Origin of the sequence: Rhizobium sp. SG_E_25_P2, from assembly GCF_029892285.1 — a bacterium.
Classification (GTDB): Bacteria; Pseudomonadota; Alphaproteobacteria; order Rhizobiales; family Rhizobiaceae; genus Rhizobium_E.
Map to the genome: position 1 here is coordinate 302,567 of NZ_JARXVM010000001.1, position 25,988 is coordinate 328,554.

Below are 25,988 nucleotides of genomic sequence, written 5' to 3' on the forward strand. Positions count from 1 at the left end.
GCAGCAAGAACGTAATTTCTGAGCAATCGCCGGGAAGCTGAGAATTTCCCGGCCAGCAAATATGAAAGATTCATGATACCTAATGTGTCAGAGCTGATTTTTAGCAATTTTGAAATATTTTACGGCTGATCTTGATGGCATTTGCCGGAGATGGGGTTGTTCACCCTGTCCGTTTTCGAGGTTAGCCGCCAATGACGTCCTTCGCGCCGAAATCGCTCGCCATGAAGTTGTTGCTCGTGACCGGAGCCACGATCGCAGCCCTTCTCGTCGTTTCCAACTTCTTCCTGATTTCCCAAACCCGGGACCGCGTGCAGTCGCTGATCCAAAACCAGGCGGAGACGGAAGCCAAATCCATCGCCTCGCTCATCGCCGGACAGACCAGCGAACTTGCCAGCGCCGCCCGCACCATGACTGGAGTGATCGGACGCGCCCATCAGGACAAGTCGCTCGACCGGAAGGGCGTCATCAATGTGCTGCGCGCCAATCTCGAGCAGCATCCTATGGCGTTCGGCAGTTGGTTCGCCGAAGAGCCCAAGGCATTTGACGGCCGCAAGGACGAATTGAAGAAGCAGAAGGATCTCGGCGCCAACGAAGACGGCGTTTTCACACCCTATTGGTCCAAGGGTAAGACCGGCGAGGCGTTCTATTCCACCTTCCGCGCCGACTATGCGGCTGAATGGTACTCCGTTTCCGCCAAGACGCTCAAAGGCTCGATCACCAAGCCCTATCTCGCCGAAGGTACGGAAGTGCCGACGTCAATGAGTTCGATCTCCTTTCCGGTCATATCCAACGGCAAGCTGATCGGAGTTGGCGGGGTGGACATATCGCTGCGCATGCTGGCCGAGTCGCTTTCGGCGCTCAAGCCGTTCGGCACTGGACGTGTGATGCTGGTGTCGCAGGACGGTAAGTGGTTGGTGGCCCCACAGGCCGAGCAGATGATGAAGGAATATGATGGCGCGGCGCCCGAGGTGGTGAAATCGGCGATGCAATCCGGCAAACTAGCCGAGATCGACGATCTCGACGGGGCCGACGGCGAAACTTTCAACCGTCTTGTCTATCCCTTCGAACTGACGGGCCTTGGCGTGAGCTGGGTTCTGCTGATCGATGTGCCGCAATCTGCCCTAGCCGGTCCGGTGCGCGACCAGACGATCCTGATGGTGGCTGGCGGCGTCGCCCTGCTGTTCGCCGTGCTGGGCGGGCTCTATTACGCCGTCCGCGGCTTCGTGCAACGTCCGATCCGAAGCATCATTTCAGATGTCGTCAGGCTTGAAAACGGCGACTATGCGCATGTGGTCTCCGGCCAGCATCAATCCGATGAAACCGGCGACGTCGCACGCGCCCTGGAGGGTTTCCGCCACAAGCTCGCTCGCTCCCAGGACGTCGAGCGCGAATCCGAAGCGCACCGCCGGGCGACGGAAAGCGAACGCGCCCGAACTGAAAATGAACGGCTGGAGAATGCGCGGGTTCAAAACCTCGTGGTCACCGAAGTCGGAAAAGCGCTTGAGAAATTATCAAGCGGTGACCTGACATGTCGCATCGACGGCGCGTTCCCAGGTGAATATCAAAGCCTGCGCGACAACTTCAATTCCGCCGTCGAAAGTCTCGAGCAGACCGTGCAGATGGTCAATGCGGCAGTGGTGGCCATCAACGGCGGCACGAGCGAAATTTCCAGCAGCGCCAATGATCTGTCGCGTCGCACCGAACAGCAGGCGGCGCAACTTGAGGAAACGGCGGCTGCGCTCAACGAGCTCACCGAGCAGGTGCAGTCGAGCGCCGACAATGCGCGCAACGCCGCAGGCGCCGTGCAGAAGGCCTCGAATGACGCCGAGCATTCCGGCAAGATCGTACAGAGCGCCATACAGGCCATGCAGGGCATCGAGCAGTCATCGGGCCAGATCTCCAACATCATCGGCGTCATCGACGAAATCGCTTTCCAGACCAACCTTTTGGCGCTGAACGCAGGCGTTGAAGCCGCCCGCGCCGGAGAGGCGGGCAAGGGCTTTGCTGTGGTGGCGCAGGAAGTGCGCGAACTCGCACAACGCTCCGCAACAGCGGCCAAGGAGATCAAGACGCTGATCAGCGCGTCGGAGGCGCAGGTGCATGACGGCGTCAATCTCGTTGCCCAGACCGGAGATACCCTGCAGGCGATCGCCCAGCAGGTTCTGCAGATCAACGGCCTGATCAAGATGATCTCGGTTTCGGCCAGCGAGCAGGCGACGGGCCTTAAGGAAATGAACTCGGCCATGCATCAGATGGATCAGGTGACGCAGCAAAACGCCGCCATGGTCGAAGAAACGACCGCCGCCTCCATGACGCTCAGTGAAGAAGCCGAGAGCCTCAAGAACCTGGTGGCCCGCTTCCGCACCTCCGGTCATGCAGGCGCCAATGCCTTGCATTCGGTGGCCCGCAGGATGCGCGCCTGATCATCGCGATGGGATCTCAAAAAAGGGTGGAGGCTCAGCCCTGCCCTTTTCCGCGGGCCATCTGGAAGATAACGGAGGCCTAAAATCCGAAAGCCAAGCCATAGCGAGACGGCGCCTTCCTTTGCGACATGATTAAATTAGCGGCGCCGACACTGCTGCCGCTATTTCTCATTGGAGCCGGAAAGTATTATCTTTGTATTCTTCAGTCGGATTTCTTTATCCTCCCCGCCTTCAATTTCTTCAATTCAACTTTTTGAACATCATAAAAGCATGCGCCATGGAAGAATATTCGCAGGATACATTGATTTTTTTCGCGCCTTCATCGCCGCGATCAACAGGATTTCCTTATATATCGTGGAATTTTAATTTTGAGGATTAACAAAATTTCCTATCAGCGGCGATGGTCGGCGAATTTTCCACTCGAAGACCTACTTTAAATTGGAGATCGCGATGTTATTCATGGCTTGTGCAGGCGATAAAACAACTTATAAAAGAGCACCGAATCATCGTTGTGCAGGAATGTAAAGTGCGTAAGGTCGGCGAGTTGACACTTCGGGTCAGAACGCAACTGATCTACGATGACGAAATTTAATTAATGGACATCCGTGCTCGGAGAGGAATGGCCGGAACGGCCAACGTGGTGCGGATTTAGGTGTTCAACCCATATGTTGAATCATTGATCGGGCGGGAATCGACGTGTTCAGGATTTCGAAAGCGACAACTTTTCTCCGGCAGTCCCTTGTTACCGATCACGGCGATGCGGACGCGCATGACGTCGACCGTTTCTGCTCGACGGAAGCATGGGTTGGAGACCTGGCGAATGGCCTGTTTCAGATCGGGCGGGTCAGCGGTTATTTTCATGGCCTGGAACAGGGTGAATGTGGGCTTCTGACCCTGCTGCGCTGCTACGAGCCAAATGATCGCGTTCATATCCTCGAACTGCTCGAAGACGCGTCTTCGTCGCCATCATCCTTCTGCTTCTCGACCTATATCATTTGCGGCCCAGAAGAGCGCCAGCCGGTAATGTGCGTGGGCGAATCCATGGGCTTTGGCGACACCACCCATGGCGCGATGCGCGGCGTCTTCATCTTCCCGCGCATTATTCCGGCTCAAGGCTCGCACTGACGCCGGCGCGCTTACGAAACGCGAATTCCTGGCGGTCGCTTTTCCGAAATTTTTCCACCGTTTCGTTGATCGCGCGGACTGTTCACCAGATGAAGACGAAACGTCTTCATCTACGCATATATCCTAAACAATTAGAACATGGTTTAGTCTCTTCATCGAAATGGAGAGTCCAATGACCAACAACGTCCTCATTCTCATCGCCCGCATCCTTCTGTCGTTCATGTTCATCATGGCCGGTTTCGGCAAATTGATGGATCCCGGCCAGACCGCCGGCATGATCGCTGGCGCCGGCATGCCCGCCGCCACCGCTCTGGCCTATCTCGCCGGCCTGTTCGAACTGGTTGCGGGTCTCGCCGTACTCGTCGGCTTCCAGACCAAGATCGCCGGCTTCGCTTTGGCCGCCTTCTGCGTCTTCACCGGCGCGTTGTTCCACAGCGGCACCATCGCCGTTCCCGGCTGGCCGGAGGCTGCGCTCGGCTGGCTGAACGCACTGAACTCGATCATGTTGTTTAAGAACTTCACGCTCGCCGGCGCTTACATCCTGCTCGCCGTGTCTGGCGCTGGCGCCTATTCGGTCGACGCCCGTCGCGCAGGCTGATCCCCCGGACAAGTCTGGAAATACTGCGGCGGAGCCTCAAGCTCCGCCGTTTCTGTTTTGACTATTTTGCGGAATGATCAGCGACGGATGACGTTGCACAACCCCGCCACCGCCTGCGGATCGCGCGGATGCACCTGTGCGGCGCCAAAACTCAAAAGATGACGCGCGCCGTAGAGATCGGCGATCCGCTCGGCGGCGTCTCGCAACGTCACCGGTTCGCCAGAGCAGACATTGACGACGCCGGTCTGGCCGGTATCGACCAATCCGGCCACATCGGCGCCGGCGATCTCGACATTGAGGAAATCGCGGATCTTGTCGCCGGCCGACAGGCTCATGGCTTCGCCCGCCTTGAGCTTGCGATGCAGGGTCGGAAAGAGGCGCGCCGGATGCTCGCCTTCCCCGAACAGATAGAAGAGACGCGCCCAGGCGAAATCGACGCCTGCGTGATCGAAACGCCGTCGGGCGGCGAGATAGAATGCGAGCTTCGCCGCGGCGTAGAGCGTGAACGGTCCGAGCGGCGATGTATCGGTGATCCCACTGTTTGGCAGCCGATATTCGAAACAGGTGCCGATGCCCACAAAACGCCGCACACCGGCGAGACAGGCCGCATCGGCGAGCCGCAAGCTCCCCTGCAGGCAGCGGATATTCTCTGCGGAATCGAGATATAGTCCCGGCTCGACAAACCAGGCGGCGTGGATCACGGCATCGACGCCCTCAAGACGCGAAAGCCACCAGGCTTCGCTTTCCCCGAAGAGGTCGGCGGTCGGGACGATGTCAACCAGGCCTGGACACGCCGCGGAAACTCCGCGGTCGGGCCGCGCGGTCAGGCGCACGCCATAGCCGCGGCTCAGAAGCGACTTGACGATCTGTCGCCCCACAAATCCGGTTCCACCTGTCACCAGCACTGTTTTCAAACAATTCCCCCGGTTCAATACCACGCCACGGATGTATTCGACGTCATGAATAGCTCCGTGCAAGGATCGGGGGAATATGGTGATCACCGTTAACCAGAGATTCGTAGGATGCCGCAGCTTTTGGATATGACAGGCAGCGCCCGAATGCGGCATGGCGCGCGCATATTTTCCAGCCCGCCGGGCGTCATCAGGTCGCTCGGACTGCTGGAGGAAATCGCCAACGGAGCGCCATTCGCCGCGCCTATTCGCGATCAATCGGGAATAGGTTTGTACGGCGCCGGCGATTTCGGCCGCATGGCGCTGGATGTGCTGAAGGCGCTGTGGATTCGACCGGCTTTCATCATCGACCAGAGGGCCAAGGCCGCCCGCGACAATCCCGCATTCGCGGGCATTCCCATTTATGCGCCGGACGAGGCGCCCGATGCTCTGAAGCAACAGGCGCAGATCCTGGTCACGGTGGCGACCGCACCCTATGCGCCCATCGAAAACGCCCTTCACGAGCGCGGCTTTCAGCATGTCGCGCCTTTCTATGACTTTTCTCAGCGTTTTCGCCACATTCACCCCTTGTCGAACGGTTGGCGGCTGGACGCGTTCACCTCGCATGACCAAGCCATGGTGGCCAATGTTCTTCAGGGGCTCGAAGATGATATGTCGCGCGCCCATCACCTGCAATTTCTCGCCTGGCGGCGGCTTCGGCAGGAGTGGACGTTCGACGGCGCGCCGGTCGACACCTCCAATCGCTACTTCATTCCAGACGTCGAGACGCTGCTTGCGCAACACGAGCGCTTCGTCGACGCGGGCGCCTATCGCGGCGGCGTATCGATTGAACTTTCAAAACGCCGTTCCGATTGGGGCAGCATCACCGCGATTGAACCGGACCCGCTCAATCGCGCGGATATGACCGACGCTTTCGCCGCGGCTTTCCCGGATGCGGCAAGACAGCCGCTCATATTCGATTGCGCGCTCGGCGCGGCCAATGGCGAAGCCTCGTTCCATCACGGTCTCGGCTATGCCTCGCAGCTCTCCGTCACCGGTGGACTTGTTGCGCAATTGCGGGCGCTGGATGATCTGGACCTGTCACCAACATTTCTCAAACTTCACCTCGAAGGCGGCGAACTCGACGCGCTCAAGGGAGCCAGCCGCACGCTCGCCAAGCAACGCCCCATCATCGCCGCGACTATCTATCACAACGACGACGGGGTCTGGCGCACGCCGCTCTATCTGATGCAGACCCTGAAGGACTATCGTTTCCTCCTCCGCCTGCACGCCTGGTGCGGCACGGGCGCGGTGCTTTACGCCCTGCCCCGCGAAAGGTCGGCGCCATGACGCCCGGTTTCGACACGCTCGCCGAATGGGCTGGGCAAATCCGCCGATCCACGCCCGAAGGCCTGCTGTCCGGGACGAAGCCTGCGGCGCTTTATGGCTATGGCTTTCTCGGCCGCTTCGCCCACACGGACCTGCTGAACCAGGGCGTCGACCTTCATTGCGCCTATGATGGCAAACCGGAATTGGATGGGCAGACCGTGAACGGGCTCGAAATCCGCTCCCCCACCCGTCTCGGCGCAGACAAGCCGCCCTTCGTTTTCGTCAGCGCCCGCCACGCGGTGCGTGACGTCTCCATGAGGCTCGACGCGCTCGGCATCGCCCATGTTTCTGTCGACGCCCATTATGTTGCGCGCGATATAGACGCCTACAAGCAAATTCACGACGACTGGCTGACCGACGAGCGCTCCCGGTCGACTTTGCGCGCGGTGATGGCGACGATGCTGACGGGCGATAAAGCCTATGTCGCGGGGGTGTTCGAACGCGACCAGTATTTCTGCCTGCCACAATTCTGCGGGTCGGAGAAGGAAATCTATGTCGATGCCGGCGCCTATGTCGGCGACAGTCTCGAGCGTTTTCTCTGGAGCCAGAACGGCGTCTTTCACAAGGCGCTCTGCTTCGAGCCGGGCATGCGCCAGTTTCGCGCGCTCGCCAATCGCCGCCGTCGGCTGATCAGCGAATGGGCGCTCGACGAGAACCAGATCGCTGTCATCCCAGCCGCGCTGGGTGAGACGGATCAAACCGCCTCAGCCGCCACCAGCAGCGGCGACATGACCAGCCTGGCGCTGTCTGATGCAGGCGAGCACCCGATCAAGATCCTCTCGCTCGACGCGCATCTCGCCGGCGAGCGTGTGAGCATGATCAAGGCGGATGTCGAAGGCATGGAAATGCCGCTGCTTCGCGGCGCCGCCGAGACCATCCGCCGACACAGGCCCAAACTCGCCATCTGCGTCTATCATTACCCCTCGGATATTCCGGTCATCAGCCGGACCATCAAATCGCTCGTTCCGGACTATCGTTTCGCGCTGCGGCACCATTCGCCGCAGTTCATGGAAACGGTGCTCTACGCCTGGGTCGAGACCTGAAAGGAAGCCGTTATGGATCCCGTCGAACATTTCCGCCAATTGGTCGCCAACAATATCCGCAAGATCGGCGAAGACAGAGATTTTCTCGGCCTGTCCAATATCTGGGTGCGGGAATCGATCCGGCATGGCTATGCACAGAATTTCACCTGGCTCGGCCGTCCCGTCATCCAGGTGCCGCAGGATCTCTATGCGATCCAGGAACTGATCTGGGCCTGCCGGCCCGATCTCATCATCGAAACCGGCATCGCCCATGGCGGCTCGCTGGTGACCTCGGCCTCGATGCTGGCGCTCATGGATTATTGCGACGCCGTGGTCGAAGGCAAGGTTCTCGACCCCAAGGCCAGCCGCAGAAAGGTGGTCGGCGTCGACATCGACATCCGCGCCCATAACCGTTCGGCGATCGACGCCCATCCGATGCGCCACAAGATCCATCTGATCGAGGGCTCCTCCGTCTCCGCCGAGGTGATGGCCCAGATCGAACAGCATGCCGAGGGTTATGAGCGGATCATGGTCTTCCTCGATTCCAACCATACGCATGAGCATGTGCTTCAGGAACTGGAGCTTTACGCGCCTTATGTCAGCAAGGGCTCCTATTGCGTGGTGTGGGACACCGGCGTCGAAGACCTGCCGGAGGGCTTCACCGCCGATCGCCCCTGGGGCAAGGGCGACAATCCGAAGACGGCCGTCTGGGAATATCGCAAGCGCCTGGAGAGCGAAGGCCGCAAGGGCCGCGACGGCGAGCCGCTGAACCTCGACATCGACCTCACCATCGAACACAAGATCGCCATCACCGCTTCGCCGGATGGGTTCCTGAAGCGGGTGTGACAGGAACCGCGCACAGCAATGAGAAAAGCCGGGTCGAACGCCCGGCTTTTTCATTGTTCAGATGGGGCTTGAATTATTCCGCCGCCTGCGCCGCCGTCGGCGGCACGATGGCCGCGTCCAACTGACGCCTGATATCTGCAGGCAGTTGCGAGACGTCGACGGCAGTGCGGTTGCCGCAGCCGGCGCAGAGCTTGATGTCGTTGCAGCCGCCATTGAGATGCTTGCGGCGGATCTCGTAAAGCGCGACGGAATCGACGACTTCGAGGATCGAGCCGCCCAGATGCGCCTTGGTCGGCGGAAGCTCCTCCATCAGATGTCCGACGGTCAGGCCGTTGAACACGTCGGAGCAGCAGGCCGAAACCTTGCCATTGTGCATGACATAAAGGAGATAGAAGGGGATTTCGCAGGGCGCGGCCATGCCGTCCTTGCCGTCCAGCATGCCCTTGCCGACATCGACCAGCGGCTGCTGCTTCAGATGCACGACATTGGACTTGCGGGCGGCCTCGGCGAATTCGTTGAACACCGAATCCGAATCCGCCTGGGTGATGCCATAAGAGTTATCCTCCTCGGCGGCGAAATATTTGATGTAGAGCTCGGTCTTGCCCTCGGCTTCGACAACCGGAATGACAGCGCGAAGATTGGCGGCCACCCGTTCGGCGAAATCGCCCACTTTGACCGTGTTGTATTTATCGCGATCGAGCGTATCGACGCTGATATGGATCTCATCCAAACCGGCGGCGATCAGTTCCCGAGCCTTGGTCTCGTTGAGCAGAATGCCGTTGGTGATGACGCGGGTTTTCAGCGCGAAGCCTTCAGCCTTCACCTTGGCGATCATCCCGCCGATTTTCTTGTTGAGCAGCGGCTCGCCATTGCCATGGAACTGGATCATCGCCAGCGGCCCGCGCTCGGCGACATAGACGCGGAGATCCGACAGGATCTTCTCCCAGGTCTCTTCCTTCATCACGCCGGCATGTTCGCGGAATTTTGGCGCGCGGCCGGAATGGGCGTCGCAGAAGGTGCATTTCAGATTGCAGGCAGAGGCCGCTTCGATCACCAGCGTCAGGATCTTTCGATCGAGCAGCGCTGCGGTGAGATTGCGGGCCCGGATCGCCATGAATTGCGGATCCTTGGCTTGCTGGAATGTCAGCATGTCGAACTTTCCTTCCCCGCCCAGATGACAGCGCGCCTTTCGGCTGCATTAACTATAGGGCAGCAAATGCAAACAAAGCTTTTATGCCGCTCCCGCCTCATGCCCGCTTCTTGGCCTTTTCATCGACCACGAACTGAAAATCGGCGACAATTTCGGATACCGGCAGAAGCGCCGCCGAGACGAAGCGATAATAGTCTTCGCATGTCCGGCAATGGGGATTGTCGGCGCTGACCACCAACAGCTTCTCCGGCGTCAACCCGGAAAAGGGCGCCACATTGCCCGGACGTTCCGGATAGGCGGGCTTGAACTGCCGGAGATATTTGCCGCCCTTCCATTTGGAGAAGGCTGTGCGGTAGCGAGCCACCGTGATCTCGAAGTCCTCGGCAGAGGCGGCTGCGGCGCACTGGTTCATGCAGGCCTGGACAAAATTGTCCTCAAAGCCGGAAAAGGCGACGCCATGGCGCTTGGAAAACCAGTGATGCACCATGCCGATGCAGGCCATCAGCCCAAAGCGGCTTTTGAACGGATAATCCTTGAAGCAATCCATCTGGTCGAGCGGCGCATCGAGTTCCTTGTCGAACAGCGCCTGCTTGGCCTCCTGATCCTTCAAGCTCTTGATGCCGGCGGTGTTGGACATCGGGCAGACGCCGAGCACCGACAGCGGTCGGGCGCAATGGACGAAGCCACGCCCATTGGCGATGATCTTGTAGATGCTCTCGTAGTCGACCACCGGGAATTCGAAGAAGGCGCCGCCATAGCGCGCCTTGATGCGATCGATCAGTTGGCGCGAGGCGGCGCCATGATAGATCGAAAATCCGGAGACGATGATATTGCTCGCCTGACGAAAACGATAGGCGCGATCCTTGATCAGATCATGCGAGACGTCATGGACGGCGGTCAGCGTCTGCACAATCTGACCGGAAGCGGGCTTTTCGCCATCGGGCCAGGTGTAGAACAATTTCGCCCAGTCGATCGCCTCGACGCCCGGCCGCTCCGCCTCGATCTTGAGAATGACGCCGGCGGCGTCGGGATCGGCATAGTCGTCATCGCCGATGAACGTCACCCAGCGTCCGGTCGACGCCTCCATAGCCATATTCCAGTTTTCCAGCATCGAGCGGGTCTTCTCGCCGCTGGTGACATAGCGGATGCGGGAGTCAGCGAGAAAAGGACGCATGAAGTCGTCCATGATCCCGGGTTGATCGGAATTGTCGACGAAAACGAATTCGACATCTTCGCGATCGGACCGCAGCAACGCCTCAATCGTCTGCTTGAAATAGGGCTGGCGATTGCGGGACGGCACGCAAATGGACAGAACGGGCTTCAGGGCCGGCATGAGAGGACTCCGTGATCGGCGGAGACTAGCCGTGTTGGCTTAAGCGAAACTGGCTGCCGCCGAAACTTGGCCGAAAGCAAGGATAGAAAGCTCGGATTCTCAGGCGCATCGGCCCTGTGGAGGGCAAAGAGCGACGGCGCGGATCGGCGCTCAGGCATGCGCGCGGCGCGGAAGGTCCTTGGGGGCTTCGACAGAAGCCTCACCCGGCTTCAGGCTCGGCGCAACCACATCGAGGGCGACGAGCGCCGTCACATCTCCCGCAGCGTCGGTATGGCTGTCGCGAACTTCCCACCCCAGTCTCTGATATAGGAAAGTTGCGTCATGATTTCGGTCTGGATGTTCCATGGCAGTATCACCACCCTGTCGGGCCTCTCGGCTATCAGCCTCGCTTCGTCGACCACGGGGATCCGGCTGCCGGGCAGATAGGTTCCCTTCTTGGCCGGGTTCTTGTCGACCACGAACGAGATGAGATCGCGCCTGACACCGCCGAAATTCAGCAGCGTATTGCCTTTCGCCGCCGCGCCATAGGCCGCGACGGAAAGGCCCTTGCGGCGGCATTCGATCAGATAGGCCACGACATCATTTCGCACCCGCTCGGCCTCGGCCTGAAAGCCGGTGTAGAAATCGGGCTCCAGCATCCGGGCGCGTGCCTCGGTCGCCATCATCATGCCCACGGAGGCTTGCTCAGGCCTTGAGCGTGCGTCAGTGCGGCTGGCGAAGACTCTGAGACTGCCGCCGTGCCAGGGCGTCGTCTCGACATCGAAAACCCGGAGACCATTGGCTTCGAACACCCGCTTCACCGCATGAAGCGAAAGATAGGAATAGTGTTCGTGATAGGCGGTGTCGAACTGGTGCTGTTCGACCATGTTGAGCAGATGCGGGAACTCGAAGGTCGCCACGCCTTCCGGCTTCAGCAGGCGGGCGAAGCCGGACACGAAATCATTGATGTCAGGCACATGTGCGAGCACATTGTTGGCCGCCATCAGATCGGCGCTCCAACCGTCCGCCTTGAGACGTTCGGCCAACGCGAGGCCGAAAAACTCTTCGACCATGTCGAGGCCCTTGGCGCGGGCGGCTGCGGCCGTGCTCGCGGTCGGCTCCACACCCAGGCATGAAAAGCCGGCGGCTTTGGCGTATTGCAGGAGATAGCCGTCATTGGCGGCGATTTCGACCAGGCGCGCGCCGTCGGCAAAGCCGAAGCGGGTTTTCATCGCCGCGACATAGGCCTGGGCATGATTGAGCCAGGAGGTCGAAAACGAGCTGAAATAGGCGTAGCTATCCGAAAAGAACGTCTCGCGGCTGGCGAAATCCTCGGTTTGCGTCAAAAGACAGGAGGCGCAGGTCCTGATGACCAGGGGATACCAGAGCTCGGGGGCAGCCAGTTGATCGGCGGCGAGATAGGAGTTGGACGGCGGCGCCGTTCCGAGATCGAGAAACGGCCAGAAGGTCTCGCCTCCGCAATGCCGGCATTTCATAAGTCTATTCCCTCAAAGGCGGCGTCCAGCATGGCATGGGAGCTGTCCCGTTCCGAAAGATTGGCGAGCGGCAACGGCCAGGCGATTGACAGCCGCGGATCGGCAAGATTGAGCGCTCCCTCGGAGGCGGCCTGATAGGGCGCTGAATGGGCGTAGAGCAGTTGCACATCGTCGCTCAGGGTCTGGAAGCCATGCGCGAAACCCTGAGGAATCAGGAGAGACGCACAGTTGTCCTCCGACAATTCGACGGCGAAATGCTGGAGAAATGTCGGCGAGCCCTTGCGGATATCGACGGCGACGTCGAGCACGGACCCGCGCAGGCAGGTGACGAGCTTGGCGTCGGCGACCGGCGGACGCTGGAAGTGAAATCCTCTTGCCGTCCCGCGCTTGAGCGTGACGGTTTCATTGACCTGGGCGATGCCGCCGAGCCAGCCATAGGCGGCCAACCCCTCGGCGTCGAACAAACGGCTGAGATGACCGCGATCATCGGCCAGACGCTTGCGCGTCAACAAGATCAGACCCGAAAAAGGCGTGCGGCTGGCATTGAAGCGGCCGGTCATGCAGATCTCCTCTCGATGGCCGAAGGGTGGCCCAATCGGGCTTCGAAGGCGTCGACATCATGCCCGCAAAGCGTTTCGGCCGAGACGCCGCCGGCGAGGCCCCTATACCAACTCCAGGTTCTGGCGATCGTCTCGTCGAGATCGAAGCGGGGCGCGAAACCCAATTCGCCGCGCGCGCGGCTGCTGTCGAGCGTCAGCAGTCCCGCTTCATGCGGCCCCTCCGCGCCATCGCCCCAGCGGATACGGGCGAGATCGAAATAGGTCGCCGAACGCTCCAGGAGATCGCGCACGCTGGTCGCATTGTCCGAATCAGGACCAAAATTGTAGGCGGGACCGGCTTCCGGATCGCGCCATAGCCGTTCGGCGAGCAGGAGATAGCCATGCAGCGGCTCAAGCACATGCTGCCAGGGGCGCACCGCCCGGGGACGACGAATGTCGAGTTCACCGTCGCCGCCGAAGGCCCTGATCGCATCGGGGATCAGCCGGTCATCCGCCCAGTCGCCCCCGCCGATGACATTGCCGGCTCGCGCCGTCGCAATGCCGACGCCGCGCGCCAGGAAATAGGAGCGGCGATAGCTTGTCGTCACGATATCGGCTGCGGCTTTCGACGCCGAATAGGGATCATGGCCACCCAGTGGATCGGCCTCGGCAAACGCATTGCCGGTTTCGGCGTTTTCATAGACCTTGTCGGTCGTCACCGACACCACGACACGCAAGCCTTCAACCATGCGCGCAGCGTCGAGAAGATTGGCTGTCCCCTGCACGTTGATTTCAAAGGTTTCCAACGGATCGCGATAACCTGCTCTCACCAGCGGCTGGGCCGCCAGATGCAGGATGATCTGCGGATTGACCGCCAGGATACGCGCCCGCACTGCGTCACGGTGGCGAATATCGAGAATGTCGCGACCATCCTTCGCTCCTCCCAGCAGGAGGTGCAGCGCCGGACGATCCTGCGCGGGCCCGAGCGCGAGACCCCCGACCTCTGCGCCCAGACGCTTCAGCCAAAAAGCGAGCCATGCCCCCTTGAAGCCGGTATGCCCCGTCAGCAAAACACGTTTTCCGCGCCAGAAGGACCTGTTCATCTCACCAGACCTTCCACGGCGGATTGCCGGAGGCCCAGAGATTTTCCAGCTGTATCTTGTCGCGAAGCGTGTCCATCGGCTGCCAGAAGCCTTTGTGGAACCAGGCCTTCAACTGTCCATCGGCGGCGAGACCGCCGAGCGGCTCACCCTCGAAGCTGGTGGCGTCGCCCTCGATGCGGTCGATCACGCTCGGATGCACAATGAAGAAGCCGCCATTGATGAAGCCGCCCTCGCCTTCCGGCTTCTCGACGAAACCGGTAACATCGTCGCCCTCAAACCGCAGCGCCCCGAAGCGGGCCGGCGGACGCACGGCGGTCACGGTCGCAAGTTTGCCATGGCGCTTGTGAAAGGCGATCGTCGCGGAAATATCGACATCCGCCACGCCATCGCCATAAGTGAAGCAGAATGGCTCATCCGGATCGAGATAGGAGGCGACCCGCTTCAACCGTCCTCCGGTCATTGAGTTTTCGCCGGTGTCGACCAGTGTCACACGCCAGGATTCGGCATTCTGGCGGTGAAATTCCAGCCGGTTCGCGCCGAGATCGAAAGTGATATCGGACATATGCAGGCTGTAATTGGCGAAATATTCCTTGATCATATAGCCCTTGAAGCCACAGCAGATCACGAAATCGCGCACGCCATGCGCATAATAGATTTTCATGATGTGCCAGAGAATCGGTCGTGAACCGATCTCGACCATGGGCTTGGGGCGCGTATGCGTTTCCTCGGCCAATCTGGAACCGAGCCCACCCGCCAAAATCACAGCCTTCATGTCTGCTTCACCCGCGAATCATCTTGCCGCTCCATGGGCCTTATAGACATTCTTGCGCGAGGAAGCTTATGCGGGCCTAAAGTTCTTGCAGCGTCGAGGAAAGGCGCCTATCAGTAGCTTTGCTTTTTTAGCAAAACACCGGAAAAAGCATGATTCAATCAGCTTTTCCCGGAAGCGAGTGACGTCTCACATGCTATCCATGCCCCAGAAAAATTACCTCAAGCGCCAGCAATTCATTTCGCTGCGGTCGAGGCTTTCGGCTCGGCTGATAATCCAGCAATCGCGCGTGTTCCTACACGAAGCCAGGGAAGAGGCTGCAAAACAGGGCGTCAAGGAGATCGGCGCGGCATTTCTCCGGCTTGAGACGTTCCGGGATTTCGACAATATCGAGGCCGATTTTGGCTTTTTCACCGAAAAGCCCATGCGCGCGCACGGCCCTTTTCAGGCAGGCAGCTTGCCGGCTGCGGATTACCTCCAGACGAATTGGCGCGGCTCCTATGAACGAATGCGCGATGTCCATATCATCGCCATTCAATGGGCCAATCACATGAAGCTCGGAATAGACAGCAGGCGCGATGAAAAAGGCCTCCACTTCGGATGCCTTCTCAACGTGTTCAAGGTATGCAGCCTTTCCGAGCCCGATCCGGAGAAATGGGAGACCGACATCCTGTTTCGACTCAAGAAGTCCAAACCCGGCGACGCGGTGGAGCCATTTGTTCATGCTCTTCCACCGCGCCTCCCCACATAACCGGGCCGCGTTCACATCCTGTCGCGCGCGATCGTCTTCTCATAGGTTTTACGGAAGAACTCGTCTTCGCCTTCGATCGCCACCACTTCGGCGCTGATGATCCAGTTTTCGGCGCTGCAGGCGATCCGCGCCGTCGAGATGGTGCGGACGAACCAGCCGGGCCGCGCCATGTCGCAGGTCCATACCGACGTCCCGGTCATCGACGTCGGATCATTGTCGGCAATCGTCCAGACTTCTTCACGCAACTGCCGCGTCGAAAGCCCGGTGTCTGGATGCTCGTGCAGGCCGGTGTCCTCATGGATCCGGTATTCTGTACGGGCATGGGTCAGATCGCGCATCACCGAACGCAGGGTCTCGGAAGGCGCATGTTCGATATAGGTCGGCAGCGGCGAAGGATTTTCCGGCTCCTTCATCGCGATTTGTTCGGCCTCGCCCAGCATAGGGAGCATCAGTTCGATCGCACCGAGATCGATATCGAGCGTCGCATCCGTCGGCGGCGGCAGGATCATCGGCCAATAGGCCGTCGACAGCGACAGCCGGATGCGATGACCCGGTTCGAACCGGTAACCGCATGCGTCCAGCGTCAGCTCGATCTCGGTTTCCTCACCAGGCGTAAGCGGCTCCGGAAACTCGTTGGAGGCCCGATGCGCGAGGTTGAGAACGCCGAAGCTAACCCGCAGCGCGGTCCCATCTGGATGAACGTCGACGAGGCGGGCGCAGAGATTGGCGAGTTCGGCGTCGGAATTGAGCTTGAGCCGAACGACGGGCATGCCGAGATAGTCGCGGGCTTCGGCAAGAGCTTCAGTCTCGAAAACCAGCGAGCCGGCGTCGTCGCTTCTTTGATCAACGGCCATTTCGGCATCTGGCTTCAGGGTGAAATATTCCCCGGACGCCGTGCCGGTGGCCAACGGCGAGCGCAACAACACCCTTCCTCCGGCTTGGCTTGCCGGGCCCGATGCAAGCGAGAGACCCGCGTCGAGCCGCAGAACATCCATGACAGGCTTATTCCAGTGCGATTTCGCAATCCAGAAGCCGGGATCGAAATCGCGGCGGGCGGCGGGTTTTACGGCGTCCATGATATAGGCGCGCACCTGCGGCAGGTCTTCTGCGCCGTTCTCTTCGCCCTTCAGCCAGCGGCTCCACCAGCGGATGGCTTCGCCGAGAAAATCGGCGCGCGGCTTGGGCCAGGCGAAATGCGGATATTTGTGCACCCAGGGGCCGATGATCGCCTTGGCCTTGTCGCCCAGGCCTTCCACCGCCTTTAGGGGCGTGTTGCGATAGCCGTCGGCCCAGCCGGCGATCACCAAAGTGGGGATCTGCACGTCGTCGAAATTCTCGCAGATCGAACCATGCTTCCAGAAATCGTCGCGACGCTGATGCTCGAGCCATTCCTCCAGAAAGAAGGGTTCGGCGTCGAGCCGCTCCAGCCACATTTCCTTCCAGCGATTGCCGGTCAGTTCCGGATCGGGCGAGCGCGACTGATAGGCGAGCATGGTCGCCGCCCAGGACAGTTGCGCCGACAGATGGCAGCCATTCTTGTAGTGGATGTCGTCATTATAGCGATCGACCGTCGAGGCGATGGAGATCACCGCCTTCAGCGCCGGCGGGCGAAGCGCCGCGACCTGCAGCGAATTGAAGCCGCCCCAGGAAATGCCCATCATGCCGACCGAGCCGTTGCACCAGGGCTGCTCCGCGATCCAGGCGATGAGTTCGCAGGCATTGGCGAGCTCCAGCGGCGTGTATTCGCCGTCGATCACGCTGTCGGATTCGCCAGAACCCCTGATATCGACGCGAACGCCGGCGATGCCGGCGGCGGCAAAGACCGGATAGGTGGATTCGTCGCGCGGGCTCGTTCCGTCACGCTTGCGATAGGGGAGGAATTCGAACACCGCCGGCACCGGATCGGCCTCGGCATTGTCGGGCATCCAGATGCGGGCGGCGAGGCGCGCGCCGTCCTTCAGGGTGATCCATTGATTTTCAATCGTGGTGAAGGAGCGATCGGCCATGGTGTTTCCGTGCGATGAAAAGATGCAGTCGTCTCAAGGACAAGTCTAGGAGCCAGGGCGCTGAATGTCATTTCAAAAGCGCCCCGGGCAGGCCCATTTGCGGCCAACTTATATCATTATAATTATCTAATGGGCGGCGTCGAATGGCAGCCAGCGTCACCAGCCGGGCAGCATATGGCCGGCCTTCAGCCGGGGCATGCGAGGCCACATTTTCACATCACGATCGAGTTCATCATCGACATTGGCGGGCGTGATGTTGTCCAGACAGGCGGAGATATGCGCGGTGATGGCGTTGGTCAGCGAGGTCGACAGGCCCGTGCGCTTCATGATGCCGATCTGGACAGGCGCGAGCGGCGGAAAGCCGTCCGGTTGTCCGAGAACCTTCATGCCGGTGCGCAACGCCGATTCCGGCAGAACCGAAACAGCCATGCCGGCGAGCACGGCAGCCGCCACGACGGTGGACGACCAACTGGTGAACAGGATCTGATATTCACGACCGATGGAATCCAGCGAAGCGCAGGCGAGCCTGCGCCACTGACAATCGCGCCGGCCGAGCGCCAGCGGCACAGGCGCGTTTTCCGGCAGAGGATGATTGGCCGATGTCACCCAGCAGAGCGGCTCGGTTCGGACCACCTCAGACTCACGTTCGAGCGGATTATGGGTGACGAGAGCGATATCAAGTTCGCCGCGCCCCATTTTCTCCGCCAGCGCCACCGAGGGCTCGCATTCGATATAGAGTTCGACATTCGGATGCGATCGCGCGAAACGCTGGATGATTTCTGGCATGTAGCGGTCGGCGTAGTCATCAGGCGTGCCAATCCTCAGCGTGCCTTCCAGCCGGTTGTCGTCGAAGGCTGCGACTGCCTCATTGTTCAGCCGGATCATGCGGCGGGCGTAATTGAGGAGTTTCTCGCCTTCGGGCGTCAGACGGTTGCCGCGGCCATCCTTCACGAAGAGCGGCTTGCGGATGCGTTCTTCGAGGCGCCGCATCTGCATCGACACCGCCGATTGCGTCTTGAACACGCGCTCTGCAGCCTTGGTGAAACTACCCGCGTCGGCGATCGCAACGAAGGTCTGTAACTGATCGATGTCAAGCGGCGCGGACATGCATATCCCTCACACATAAAGAACGTTGATGATAATGATTAGAAACATTCGTTGGACTGATCAATAGGATTCTTTTTATCTAGAAAACATCAAAACAACAGCCGCCGGTCAGCCCGGCATGGAGAGTTCAATGACAACGCGCGATACGATTGCCGGAAGCGCAGAGTCCGGCATAAAAATTTTTTTGCAGAACTGGACGGTACTCCCCTTGCGCGGCCTTGTGAAAACTTATCGGGCGTACAAAAACCGACGTACGATTGCGTCGATGCGCGATTTCGATGACGCGCAATTGGCCGATATCGGCTTGAGCCGTCGCGACATCGACAAGGCGCTGGATCTGGCGTTTCGGGACAATCCCTACGCGTCGTTGATTCAGGCGCGGGAACGGACGGCCCGGGGCCTGCGCCGCTTCTGAATGAATTTCGCCTTTGATGGAAGGCGCACGAGTTTCCCCGCAGGGTTTCGCCAAGCAGACCCTGCCATTTGCCCGGTCGCATTGCCTCCCAGCAATGCACCGGGTTTTTTTCTGCTTGTTTTCTGGCAGACCCGTCGCCGAAGGCCAACGATCAATTTTCGGTGCGGGCGAAGGCGGCCAATTGGGTTCTGATCATGATCTTGTAGTCGGCAATGACTGCAGCGGATTCCTCCGGTCCCACCGAGAGCGCCAACCGCACCGCGCCGCTCGCCAATTGGAACATCAGGAACGTCACCCGCTGGAACGCCTCGAATCGCTCCTCGGCGATAAAGGGACGCGCACTTTCACAGAATAGGTCGGCATGGCGGCGGGTAGCGGCGATATCGGCGCATTTGGAGCCCTTGTCGGCTTGCACGGCATTGACCATGTCGAGAATTGCGGGATCGGCGATGATGCGCTGATAATAGTAATCCAGCATGGCGACAGCGGCGTTGAAGATTTCCTCAAGGTTGCTCGCCTCGTCCAATCCGCTTTCGAGAACCGAATCGAGGTCCGCAATCCACTGATTGTGCAACATCGACACGATCGAGGACTTGTTGGGAAAGTATTGATAGAGCGAAGATATGGGGCCACCGGCTAACGCTGCGATCTCGCGCATCTTCACCGCATCGATGCCCTTTTCGCCGATCAACTGTTTTGCGGCGACCAATATTTCCTCGACGCGCTCCCGGCTCCGGTCCTGTTTCGGAGAACGCCTCAAATTGGAATCCTGCTCCTGCATGCCGCTGCGGCCTTTCCCTCTGCGCCCCTGCTTGACAAAAAGATGATCAACTGTCAGATTCTTTTATAAGGGGAATATAAATAAGACCAATTGAGCAATCCGCAACAAAAAGCAAGCGGGAGGATGGTCGTGCAGAGTGGATATCGCTCGGCGCTGCGCCGGAGCCTGAAGACGTTGCTGCGAAGCAACCTCGCCCCCTCCATGGCGGTGGGCTCGATCGGCGCATTGTCTCTGGGATTGCAGCCGGTTCTGCTCGGCGGACTCTTCAGCGAGGGACGCGCGACATTCGATGAAATCGCCATCCTCGCCACCCTGGAAATGTTGGCCATCGGCCTGGGGTCGGCGATGTTGTCGGTTATCGGCGGCGCACGCTCGATGCGGGTCAAATCTTTCCTGCTTCTGGGACTTGCGGCTGCGGCGCATGCGGCGACAGCCTTTGCCCCGAGCCCTCTCTGGCTCATCCTTGTCAGGGTTTTCGCCGGATTCGTGGAGGGCGGGCTCATCGCGGTCGCGATCGAACTCATTGCCCGCAGCCAGACCCCCGGGCGCAATGGCGGCTGGTTCATCATCGTCCAGACGCTCGCCCAAAGCGCTGCGGCGGCTATCATAGCGCTCCTCGTCGCGCCCGCCTGGGGCTCCACGGGAAGCTTCCTGTTGCTGGCGGCCGCGACCCTGACCGGCCTGTTGGTCGCGCCGCGTCTTCTCGACGACTACGGCCCGCTCTCGCCAGACGCTGCGCTTCACCCAACAGCGGTCATCGCGCTTGGCCCGGCGCTGGCGCTGCTGTCGATCTTCAGTCTCTATATGTTTACCGGCGCGATCTGGGCGTTTCTGGAGCCGCTGGGCGCTCAGAACAATGTGCCCTCCGCCACTGTCGGCCTCATCGTGTCGGTGTCGCTGCTTGCGCAGGTCGCAGGGGCTCTGGCCGCCACCGCGCTTGAGCCGAAGATACCCTATGTCGGAATGTTGTCGTTTTGCGCGCTGACGGCTGTCGGCATCGCCTATGCCTTCACCCAGGGCGTTTCCCTGCCGCTGTTCTGGCTATTGTCGCTCGCCGCCGGCTTCCTGCTGCTGTTTGTTACCCCCTGGCAGATCGCCATGACGGTGGCGGCGGACAGCACGCGTCGCACAGCGCTTCTGACGCCCGCCGCGCAACTGTTCGGCGGCGCGCTGGGGCCTGCTGGCGCCTCGTTTTTCGTCACCGGCGACGACTTCAGGCCGATCGCGGTTTTCGCCGGGGCATCGGCGCTGGTCAGCCTGGTCCTGACACTATCCTTCGGCCTCACCCGATCCAGACACAGAGGAGTTTGACACGATGAATGCGCCGCAACCCTGGTCGAACTGGTCGGGCTATGTCACTGCGCGCCCGCAGCGCTTCGACACCCCGCGCACGGTCGAGGCGCTGCAGGACATCGTGACATCGGCCCCAGGTCCCATCCGCGTCGTCGGCTCCGGGCATTCCTTCACACCGCTGGTCCCAAGCGAGGGAACGATCGTCTGCCTCGACCATATCGAGGGTCTCGTATCCCACGACGCCGAGAACTGCCGGGCGACGGTGCGGGCAGGCACCAAACTCGGCGCTCTCACACGCATTCTAGACGGGGTCGACCAGGCGCTCGCCAATATGGGCGACATCGACAAGCAGTCGATCGGCGGGGCGCTCGGCACCGCCACCCATGGCACGGGCTCGACGCTGGGCGCCTATCACACGCTGCTCCACAAGGTGGAACTCATCGATGGGCGCGGGCAACGCCGCGTCTTCACCCGCGATGCGGACGGCGACATGATGAACGCCATCGGCGTCAGCCTCGGCGCCTTCGGCATCCTGAGCGAGGTGACGCTCAACAATCTGCCGACCTATCGCATGCGCAAACGACGCTGGGTGCTGCCCATCGGCGACATGATCGCCAATTTCCATTCGATGATGACGGCCCATCGCTCGGCGGAGTTTTATTTCGTGCCCTATTCCGGCCATGCGATGTTTCTCGCCAGCGACATCACCGACGAGCCGGCGACATCAAGGCCGCCTGAGGATGACGAGGACGGATTGAAAACCCTGAAACTGGCGCGCAACCTGTTGAAGTGGTTTCCCTGGCTCCGCCGCAAGCTGATTTCAGACGCGATGCGCAAACTGCCCCGCGAAGACTTCGTTGAAAACTGGCTAAAAGTGTATACGAGCGACAGGCAGACCCGCTTCAACGAGATGGAGTATCATCTGCCGGTTGAGGAGGGGCCAAAAGCCTTGGCTGAGATCATAAACCTCACCGAAAAACATTTTCCGGAGGTCTATTTCCCAATGGAAGTGCGTATGGTCGGCGCCGACGACATCTGGCTCAGCCCGTTCTACAAGCGGCAGACCTGCTCGATCGCCATTCATCATGACGCCGCCGAAGACCCCATTGCCTTCCAGCGCGCCGCTGAACCGATCTTCCGCCGCTATGGCGGCAGACCGCATTGGGGCAAGATGCATACGCTGACCGGCGCCGATTTCGCAAAGCTCTATCCCCGCTGGAAAGATGCGATGGACGTGCGGCGCATGCTCGATCCCGACGGACGGTTCGTGTCGCCTTACATCAAGCGGCTGATCGAGACATGAACGACGCGCCCTATTTCGCGTCCCTCGGCCGCGCTTTGGCGGAGGCCGGTCGATATCAGCCGACGCTTGTCATCGATCGCGACCGGCTGGACGCCAATGCCGATATCGTGGCGCGCAGGAAGCCGCCAGAGCGAGCCTTGCGACTGGTCGACAAGTCGCTTGCGGTTCCCGAACTTCTAGCGCGACTTATGACGCGGCTGCAGACCAACAAAGTGATGAGCTTTCATCTGCCCATTGCCCGGGCCGTCCTCGCGGCGCATGCCAATGTGGAGATCCTGTTCGGCAAACCGATGCCGACAGCGGCGCTCCGACAGGCGCTTGCACATGCGACGACATTGGAGCGGCAAGCGCTCAGCCTCAGGACCGTGCATCTCGTCGACAGCGCCGAACGCCTGGCCGCATATGCAGAGCTTGCCGCTTCATTGGACATCGACTTGCGCGTCGCCGCCGAAATCGATGTGGGGATGCATCGTGGCGGGTTTTCCTCTCCCGAGGCGCTGAGGTCTGCCTTCGCCGCGCGACGGAACAGCCGCATCCGCTTGGAAGGCGTGATGGGCTATGAAGCCCATATCGCCAAAATTCCCGGCTTTGTCGGCGGCGCGACCGGCGAACGCGCCCGGGTGCTTGACCGGTACAAGGCCTTCGTCGCCGTGCTCTCGCCGGACGAACACAGGATCCTCAACATCGGCGGCAGCAACACCGCGCTCGGCTATGGCCCCGATCTCGCCACTGAGATCTCCATGGGGTCGGCTTTCCTGAAGCCAACGGATTTCGACAGCAAAGAACTCACCGAACTCGCCCCAGCCCTGTTCATCGCCACGCCGATCCTCAAGCGCGTCACGGCGCAGCTGCCCGGCCCGTCCTTTCTGACCAAACTGATGCAGACGCTCGGCAAGTTTCCGCGCGAAGGCTGTTTTCTCTATGGCGGCAAATGGATGGCGACCGCTGTCCATCCTCCAGGTATGCGGGAAAATCTGCTCTGGGGGCACAGCTCCAACCAGCAATTCATGGCGCTGCCGGATGGCTCGCCAGTTCGGGAAGGCGATTTCGCCTTTCTCCGGCCGAGCCAGAGCGAAGCGGTGCTGCAGCAATTTGGCGCAATCGCGGTTTACTCGGACGGGCGGATCGTCGAAGACTGGATGCCATTGCCACCAGGCTGAACATTCCGAAAGACATCCATGAGCGTCACCATCGCCATCGGCGACATACACGGTTGCCTCACCGAACTCGACAATCTTCTCGATCTGATTGATTTTGCTTATCAAGCTGGCACGATCATCTTTCTTGGCGACTATGTCGATCGCGGCCCCGACAGCGCCGGCGTTGTCAGACGGGTCATGAACGGGCCGCAATCTCCGGACTGGCGCTGGATCGCGCTCATGGGCAATCACGAGCGCCTGATGGTCGATGCGTTAGCAGGAGACGATGAGAACGGCTTCTGGCTACACAATGGTGGCGAGGAAACGCTTCAGTCCTATCGCGGCCGCGTGCCCGCAGAACATCTGCTCTGGCTCAGGCAACTGCCTTTGATCCACGTCGATGCTTATCGTATCTTTGCCCATGCGGGCCTGGACCGCAGGCTCGAGTTGGACATGCAAACCGAACAGACACTGCTCTGGCGCAGACCGCAGCCGGAGGACGATGATGGTGATTTTTTCGGCCGGCACTTTTGCCACGGCCACACACCGCGCGATGAGAACCCCATCACGCGCGGCCAACGCAGCAATATTGACAGCGGTTGCGTGTTTGGCGATCGCCTGACGGCGGCCGTCTTCGATGACGCCGTCCCCGGCGGTCCGACGCGTTTTCTGAGCGTTGACAGCCGCTATCGCTGGAAGGCTTAGCTCCGCAATTCCTTCCGGAGGATCTTGCCGACATTGGATTTCGGCAGGTTGTCACGGAATTCGATATATTTGGGCCGCTTGTAATTCGTTAGCCGAGACGCACAATACTCCTTGATGTCCGCCGCCGTGAGATCCGGGTTCTTGCGCACCACGAACAGTTTCACCGCCTCGCCTGAATGCTCGTCCGGCACGCCGATCACGGCGGCTTCAAGAATGCCGGGATGTGAGGCGACCACCTCTTCCACTTCATTCGGATAGACGTTGAAGCCGGAGACGATCACCATATCCTTCTTGCGGTCGACAATGCGGATATAGCCGTTTTCATCCATCACGCCCATGTCGCCCGAGCGGAAGAAGCCATCCGGCGTCATCACATTGGCGGTTTCCTCCGGCTTGTTCCAATAGCCGGACATCACCTGCGGGCCGCGGATGCAGATCTCTCCGACCACGCCGAGTGGAACCTGTCTGCCATCGTCGTCCTGGATCTGGATATCGGTTGAGGGCAGCGGCAGGCCGATCGTGCCGGTGAAGGAGCCGGCGTCGAGACGGTTGACGGTGGCGATCGGCGAGGTCTCGGACAAACCATAGCCTTCGGAGATCGGGCAACCGGTCACCGCCTGCCAGCGTTCGGCCACCGGCCTCTGGCAGGCCATGCCGCCGGCCAGGCTGAGGATGAGGTTCGAGAAGTCGAGCTTCTTGAACTCCTCATTGTTGACCAGGGCGTTGAACAGCGTGTTGAGGCCTGGAAAGACATGGATCTTTTCCGAACGCAGCACCTTCACAAAGGCTGGAATGTCGCGCGGATTGGGTATCAGCACATTGCGCGCCACTTCCTTCATGCCCATGACCAGATTCACGGTGAGCGCAAAGATATGATAGAGCGGCAATGGGCAGATAAAGGTGAAATCCTCTGGCTTGTTGGCGCGCCGATAGAGAACCGACAGCCAGACCGCAGTCTGTTCGGCATTGGCGAGAATATTGCCATGCGTCAGCACCGCGCCTTTGGCGACGCCCGTCGTGCCGCCGGTATATTGCAGAAACGCAACATCGGAGGCACTGACGCTTTCAGGCCGGAAGCGCAGGCCTTGCGCTTCCGCGAGCAGGGTCTTGAACGGTACATGGCCCGGCAAGGTCCAGAGCGGCACGAGTTTCTTGACCTTGCGCACCACGAAATTGACGAGATGGCCTTTCAGGCCGAGCAGATCGCCCATGGTGGCGACGACCACGGTCTCCACGCCCGTTCCGGGCAGGGACTGTTGCACGGTCGCAGCGAAATTCTCGAGCGTGAACAGCAGTTTGGCGCCGGCGTCCTTGAGTTGATAATTCAACTCGCGCGGCGTGTAGAGCGGATTGACGTTAACGGCCACATAGCCTGCCCGCAACACCGCCAGCGCGACCACGGGAAATTGCAGGATATTGGGAAACATGATCGCGACGCGGTCGCCGCGCTGCAGGCCCTTTTGCTGCAGCCAGGCCGCGACCTGGCGCGAAAGCCTGTCGATATCACCGAAACTCAGCGTCTTGCCCATGCAGGTATAGGCAGGTTTATGGCCGTTGCGGCTCACGACGTCTTCGAACAAATCCCCAAGCGAGGCATGTTTCAAAGGCTGGATCTCGGACGGAACGCCCTCCGGATAGGACTTGAGCCATGGCTTGTCGCCTGGCATAGGCTGCAAGCTCGAATCGAATGCATTCATTGTTTCCTCCCAGCGCTATTTTGACATCCTGCGCTCTCCTCGACAGGATGTTAATCGCCTTTGCTCCTCACGCAAGCAAAGACTAGTTTACATTGACGTAAACGTCAACGCGCAGCTGACAGGCGCTCG

The 25,988-nt window shown here is 60.2% G+C and carries 23 protein-coding genes; 12 read left to right on the plus strand and 11 right to left on the minus strand.

The genetic code is table 11. The annotated features are described in order from the left end of the window. Positions 1-191: 191 nt before the first annotated feature. The 3 genes from M2360_RS01360 (at position 192) to M2360_RS01370 (ending at position 4,146) form a co-directional block, all read left to right on the plus strand. Positions 192-2,423 carry a methyl-accepting chemotaxis protein gene (locus tag M2360_RS01360; protein WP_280772571.1) on the plus strand — a complete coding sequence of 744 codons (2,232 nt, stop codon included), beginning with the start codon at positions 192-194 and terminating at the stop codon, positions 2,421-2,423. Positions 2,424-3,119: 696 nt separating this feature from the next. Beyond that, on the plus strand, positions 3,120-3,548 hold the full coding sequence (locus M2360_RS01365) for a hypothetical protein (RefSeq protein WP_280772572.1): 429 nt from the start codon (positions 3,120-3,122) through the stop codon (positions 3,546-3,548). Between the two features lie 172 nt (positions 3,549-3,720). Then, the gene (locus M2360_RS01370; RefSeq protein WP_280772573.1) at positions 3,721-4,146 is read left to right on the plus strand and encodes a DoxX family protein; all 426 of its coding nucleotides are present in this window, start codon (positions 3,721-3,723) and stop codon (positions 4,144-4,146) included. A 77-nt stretch (positions 4,147-4,223) separates the two neighbouring features. Here M2360_RS01370 and M2360_RS01375 read toward each other — a convergent pair whose 3' ends face one another. Continuing rightward, positions 4,224-5,051, minus strand: coding sequence for an NAD(P)-dependent oxidoreductase (locus tag M2360_RS01375; protein WP_280773058.1), 828 nt, complete (start codon positions 5,049-5,051; stop codon positions 4,224-4,226). 117 nt (positions 5,052-5,168) lie between these two features. Between M2360_RS01375 and M2360_RS01380 the strand changes: the two genes are divergently transcribed. Genes M2360_RS01380 through M2360_RS01390 form a run of 3 tightly spaced genes read left to right on the plus strand, consistent with a single transcriptional unit; the run spans position 5,169 to position 8,293 of the window. Next, on the plus strand, positions 5,169-6,386 hold the full coding sequence (locus M2360_RS01380) for an FkbM family methyltransferase (RefSeq protein WP_280772574.1): 1,218 nt from the start codon (positions 5,169-5,171) through the stop codon (positions 6,384-6,386). Continuing rightward, complete coding sequence (locus tag M2360_RS01385) at positions 6,383-7,468, plus strand: FkbM family methyltransferase (RefSeq protein WP_280772575.1); 1,086 nt, start codon at positions 6,383-6,385, stop codon at positions 7,466-7,468. The genes M2360_RS01380 and M2360_RS01385 overlap by 4 nt, the downstream gene beginning before the upstream one ends. Positions 7,469-7,480: 12 nt before the next feature. Beyond that, on the plus strand, positions 7,481-8,293 hold the full coding sequence (locus M2360_RS01390) for a cephalosporin hydroxylase family protein (protein WP_280772576.1): 813 nt from the start codon (positions 7,481-7,483) through the stop codon (positions 8,291-8,293). A 73-nt stretch (positions 8,294-8,366) separates the two neighbouring features. Here the strand turns inward: M2360_RS01390 and M2360_RS01395 are convergent, their stop codons facing one another. From M2360_RS01395 to rfbF, 6 genes are all read right to left on the minus strand, one after another. Next, positions 8,367-9,443, minus strand: coding sequence for a radical SAM protein (locus tag M2360_RS01395; RefSeq protein ID WP_280772577.1), 1,077 nt, complete (start codon positions 9,441-9,443; stop codon positions 8,367-8,369). Between the two features lie 97 nt (positions 9,444-9,540). Next, positions 9,541-10,776, minus strand: a complete 1,236-nt coding sequence (locus tag M2360_RS01400; protein WP_280772578.1) for a glycosyltransferase family 2 protein — start codon at positions 10,774-10,776, stop codon at positions 9,541-9,543. Positions 10,777-11,024: 248 nt separating this feature from the next. Next, a complete protein-coding gene (locus M2360_RS01405; RefSeq protein ID WP_280772579.1) occupies positions 11,025-12,251 on the minus strand; it encodes a class I SAM-dependent methyltransferase in 1,227 nt (408 codons plus the stop codon). Beyond that, positions 12,248-12,811: a dTDP-4-dehydrorhamnose 3,5-epimerase family protein gene (locus M2360_RS01410; protein ID WP_280772580.1), complete on the minus strand. Its 564-nt coding sequence runs from the start codon at positions 12,809-12,811 to the stop codon at positions 12,248-12,250. Before M2360_RS01410 ends, M2360_RS01405 begins: the two co-directional genes overlap by 4 nt. After that, entirely contained in the window at positions 12,808-13,893 is a 1,086-nt protein-coding gene (gene rfbG / locus M2360_RS01415) for a CDP-glucose 4,6-dehydratase (protein ID WP_280772581.1), read from the minus strand. Before rfbG ends, M2360_RS01410 begins: the two co-directional genes overlap by 4 nt. 1 nt (position 13,894) lies before the next feature. Next, complete coding sequence (rfbF, locus tag M2360_RS01420) at positions 13,895-14,665, minus strand: glucose-1-phosphate cytidylyltransferase (protein ID WP_280772582.1); 771 nt, start codon at positions 14,663-14,665, stop codon at positions 13,895-13,897. A 52-nt stretch (positions 14,666-14,717) separates the two neighbouring features. On the opposite strand from rfbF, the gene M2360_RS01425 reads away from it, so the two are divergent. Beyond that, entirely contained in the window at positions 14,718-15,413 is a 696-nt protein-coding gene (locus M2360_RS01425; RefSeq protein WP_280772583.1) for a hypothetical protein, read from the plus strand. A gap of 11 nt (positions 15,414-15,424) precedes the next feature. On the opposite strand, the gene M2360_RS01430 is transcribed toward M2360_RS01425, so the two are convergent. Together M2360_RS01430 and M2360_RS01435 are read right to left on the minus strand one after the other, a co-directional pair. Next, the gene (locus tag M2360_RS01430) at positions 15,425-17,419 is read right to left on the minus strand and encodes a CocE/NonD family hydrolase (RefSeq protein WP_280772584.1); all 1,995 of its coding nucleotides are present in this window, start codon (positions 17,417-17,419) and stop codon (positions 15,425-15,427) included. Between the two features lie 156 nt (positions 17,420-17,575). Then, positions 17,576-18,526, minus strand: a complete 951-nt coding sequence (locus M2360_RS01435) for a LysR substrate-binding domain-containing protein (protein WP_280772585.1) — start codon at positions 18,524-18,526, stop codon at positions 17,576-17,578. 130 nt (positions 18,527-18,656) lie between these two features. Here M2360_RS01435 and M2360_RS01440 point away from each other — a divergent pair, with 130 nt between their 5' ends. After that, entirely contained in the window at positions 18,657-18,941 is a 285-nt protein-coding gene (locus M2360_RS01440) for a DUF1127 domain-containing protein (RefSeq protein ID WP_280772586.1), read from the plus strand. Between the two features lie 151 nt (positions 18,942-19,092). Here the strand turns inward: M2360_RS01440 and M2360_RS01445 are convergent, their stop codons facing one another. After that, positions 19,093-19,701: a TetR/AcrR family transcriptional regulator gene (locus M2360_RS01445; RefSeq protein ID WP_280772587.1), complete on the minus strand. Its 609-nt coding sequence runs from the start codon at positions 19,699-19,701 to the stop codon at positions 19,093-19,095. A 150-nt stretch (positions 19,702-19,851) separates the two neighbouring features. On the opposite strand from M2360_RS01445, the gene M2360_RS01450 reads away from it, so the two are divergent. From M2360_RS01450 to M2360_RS01465, 4 genes are read left to right on the plus strand one after another with little or no spacing between them, the layout of a single operon-like run. Further along, a complete protein-coding gene (locus M2360_RS01450; RefSeq protein ID WP_280772588.1) occupies positions 19,852-21,033 on the plus strand; it encodes an MFS transporter in 1,182 nt (393 codons plus the stop codon). 4 nt (positions 21,034-21,037) lie between these two features. Then, positions 21,038-22,318, plus strand: coding sequence for a D-arabinono-1,4-lactone oxidase (locus M2360_RS01455; RefSeq protein WP_280772589.1), 1,281 nt, complete (start codon positions 21,038-21,040; stop codon positions 22,316-22,318). Then, positions 22,315-23,478 carry an alanine racemase gene (locus M2360_RS01460; protein ID WP_280772590.1) on the plus strand — a complete coding sequence of 388 codons (1,164 nt, stop codon included), beginning with the start codon at positions 22,315-22,317 and terminating at the stop codon, positions 23,476-23,478. The genes M2360_RS01455 and M2360_RS01460 overlap by 4 nt, the downstream gene beginning before the upstream one ends. 18 nt (positions 23,479-23,496) lie before the next feature. Then, positions 23,497-24,162: a metallophosphoesterase family protein gene (locus tag M2360_RS01465; protein ID WP_280772591.1), complete on the plus strand. Its 666-nt coding sequence runs from the start codon at positions 23,497-23,499 to the stop codon at positions 24,160-24,162. Here the strand turns inward: M2360_RS01465 and M2360_RS01470 are convergent. Further along, positions 24,159-25,859 carry a long-chain-fatty-acid--CoA ligase gene (locus M2360_RS01470; protein WP_280772592.1) on the minus strand — a complete coding sequence of 567 codons (1,701 nt, stop codon included), beginning with the start codon at positions 25,857-25,859 and terminating at the stop codon, positions 24,159-24,161. The two genes, M2360_RS01465 and M2360_RS01470, sit on opposite strands and share 4 nt — an antisense overlap. Positions 25,860-25,988: the final 129 nt, after the last annotated feature.

Bases quoted from the DNA above. Each gene is read 5' to 3' on its own strand.
- rfbG (WP_280772581.1), bottom strand. From the start codon at position 13,893: ATGAACAGGTCCTTCTGGCGCGGAAAACGTGTTTTGCTGACGGGGCAT.
- M2360_RS01400 (WP_280772578.1), bottom strand. From the start codon at position 10,776: ATGCCGGCCCTGAAGCCCGTTCTGTCCATTTGCGTGCCGTCCCGCAAT.
- M2360_RS01390 (WP_280772576.1), top strand. From the start codon at position 7,481: ATGGATCCCGTCGAACATTTCCGCCAATTGGTCGCCAACAATATCCGC.
- M2360_RS01405 (WP_280772579.1), bottom strand. From the start codon at position 12,251: ATGAAATGCCGGCATTGCGGAGGCGAGACCTTCTGGCCGTTTCTCGAT.
- M2360_RS01395 (WP_280772577.1), bottom strand. From the start codon at position 9,443: ATGCTGACATTCCAGCAAGCCAAGGATCCGCAATTCATGGCGATCCGG.
- M2360_RS01360 (WP_280772571.1), top strand. From the start codon at position 192: ATGACGTCCTTCGCGCCGAAATCGCTCGCCATGAAGTTGTTGCTCGTG.
- M2360_RS01460 (WP_280772590.1), top strand. From the start codon at position 22,315: ATGAACGACGCGCCCTATTTCGCGTCCCTCGGCCGCGCTTTGGCGGAG.
- M2360_RS01385 (WP_280772575.1), top strand. From the start codon at position 6,383: ATGACGCCCGGTTTCGACACGCTCGCCGAATGGGCTGGGCAAATCCGC.
- M2360_RS01410 (WP_280772580.1), bottom strand. From the start codon at position 12,811: ATGACCGGCCGCTTCAATGCCAGCCGCACGCCTTTTTCGGGTCTGATC.
- M2360_RS01380 (WP_280772574.1), top strand. From the start codon at position 5,169: ATGCCGCAGCTTTTGGATATGACAGGCAGCGCCCGAATGCGGCATGGC.
- M2360_RS01440 (WP_280772586.1), top strand. From the start codon at position 18,657: ATGACAACGCGCGATACGATTGCCGGAAGCGCAGAGTCCGGCATAAAA.
- M2360_RS01465 (WP_280772591.1), top strand. From the start codon at position 23,497: ATGAGCGTCACCATCGCCATCGGCGACATACACGGTTGCCTCACCGAA.
- M2360_RS01435 (WP_280772585.1), bottom strand. From the start codon at position 18,526: ATGTCCGCGCCGCTTGACATCGATCAGTTACAGACCTTCGTTGCGATC.
- rfbF (WP_280772582.1), bottom strand. From the start codon at position 14,665: ATGAAGGCTGTGATTTTGGCGGGTGGGCTCGGTTCCAGATTGGCCGAG.
- M2360_RS01430 (WP_280772584.1), bottom strand. From the start codon at position 17,419: ATGGCCGATCGCTCCTTCACCACGATTGAAAATCAATGGATCACCCTG.
- M2360_RS01470 (WP_280772592.1), bottom strand. From the start codon at position 25,859: ATGAATGCATTCGATTCGAGCTTGCAGCCTATGCCAGGCGACAAGCCA.
- M2360_RS01455 (WP_280772589.1), top strand. From the start codon at position 21,038: ATGAATGCGCCGCAACCCTGGTCGAACTGGTCGGGCTATGTCACTGCG.
- M2360_RS01370 (WP_280772573.1), top strand. From the start codon at position 3,721: ATGACCAACAACGTCCTCATTCTCATCGCCCGCATCCTTCTGTCGTTC.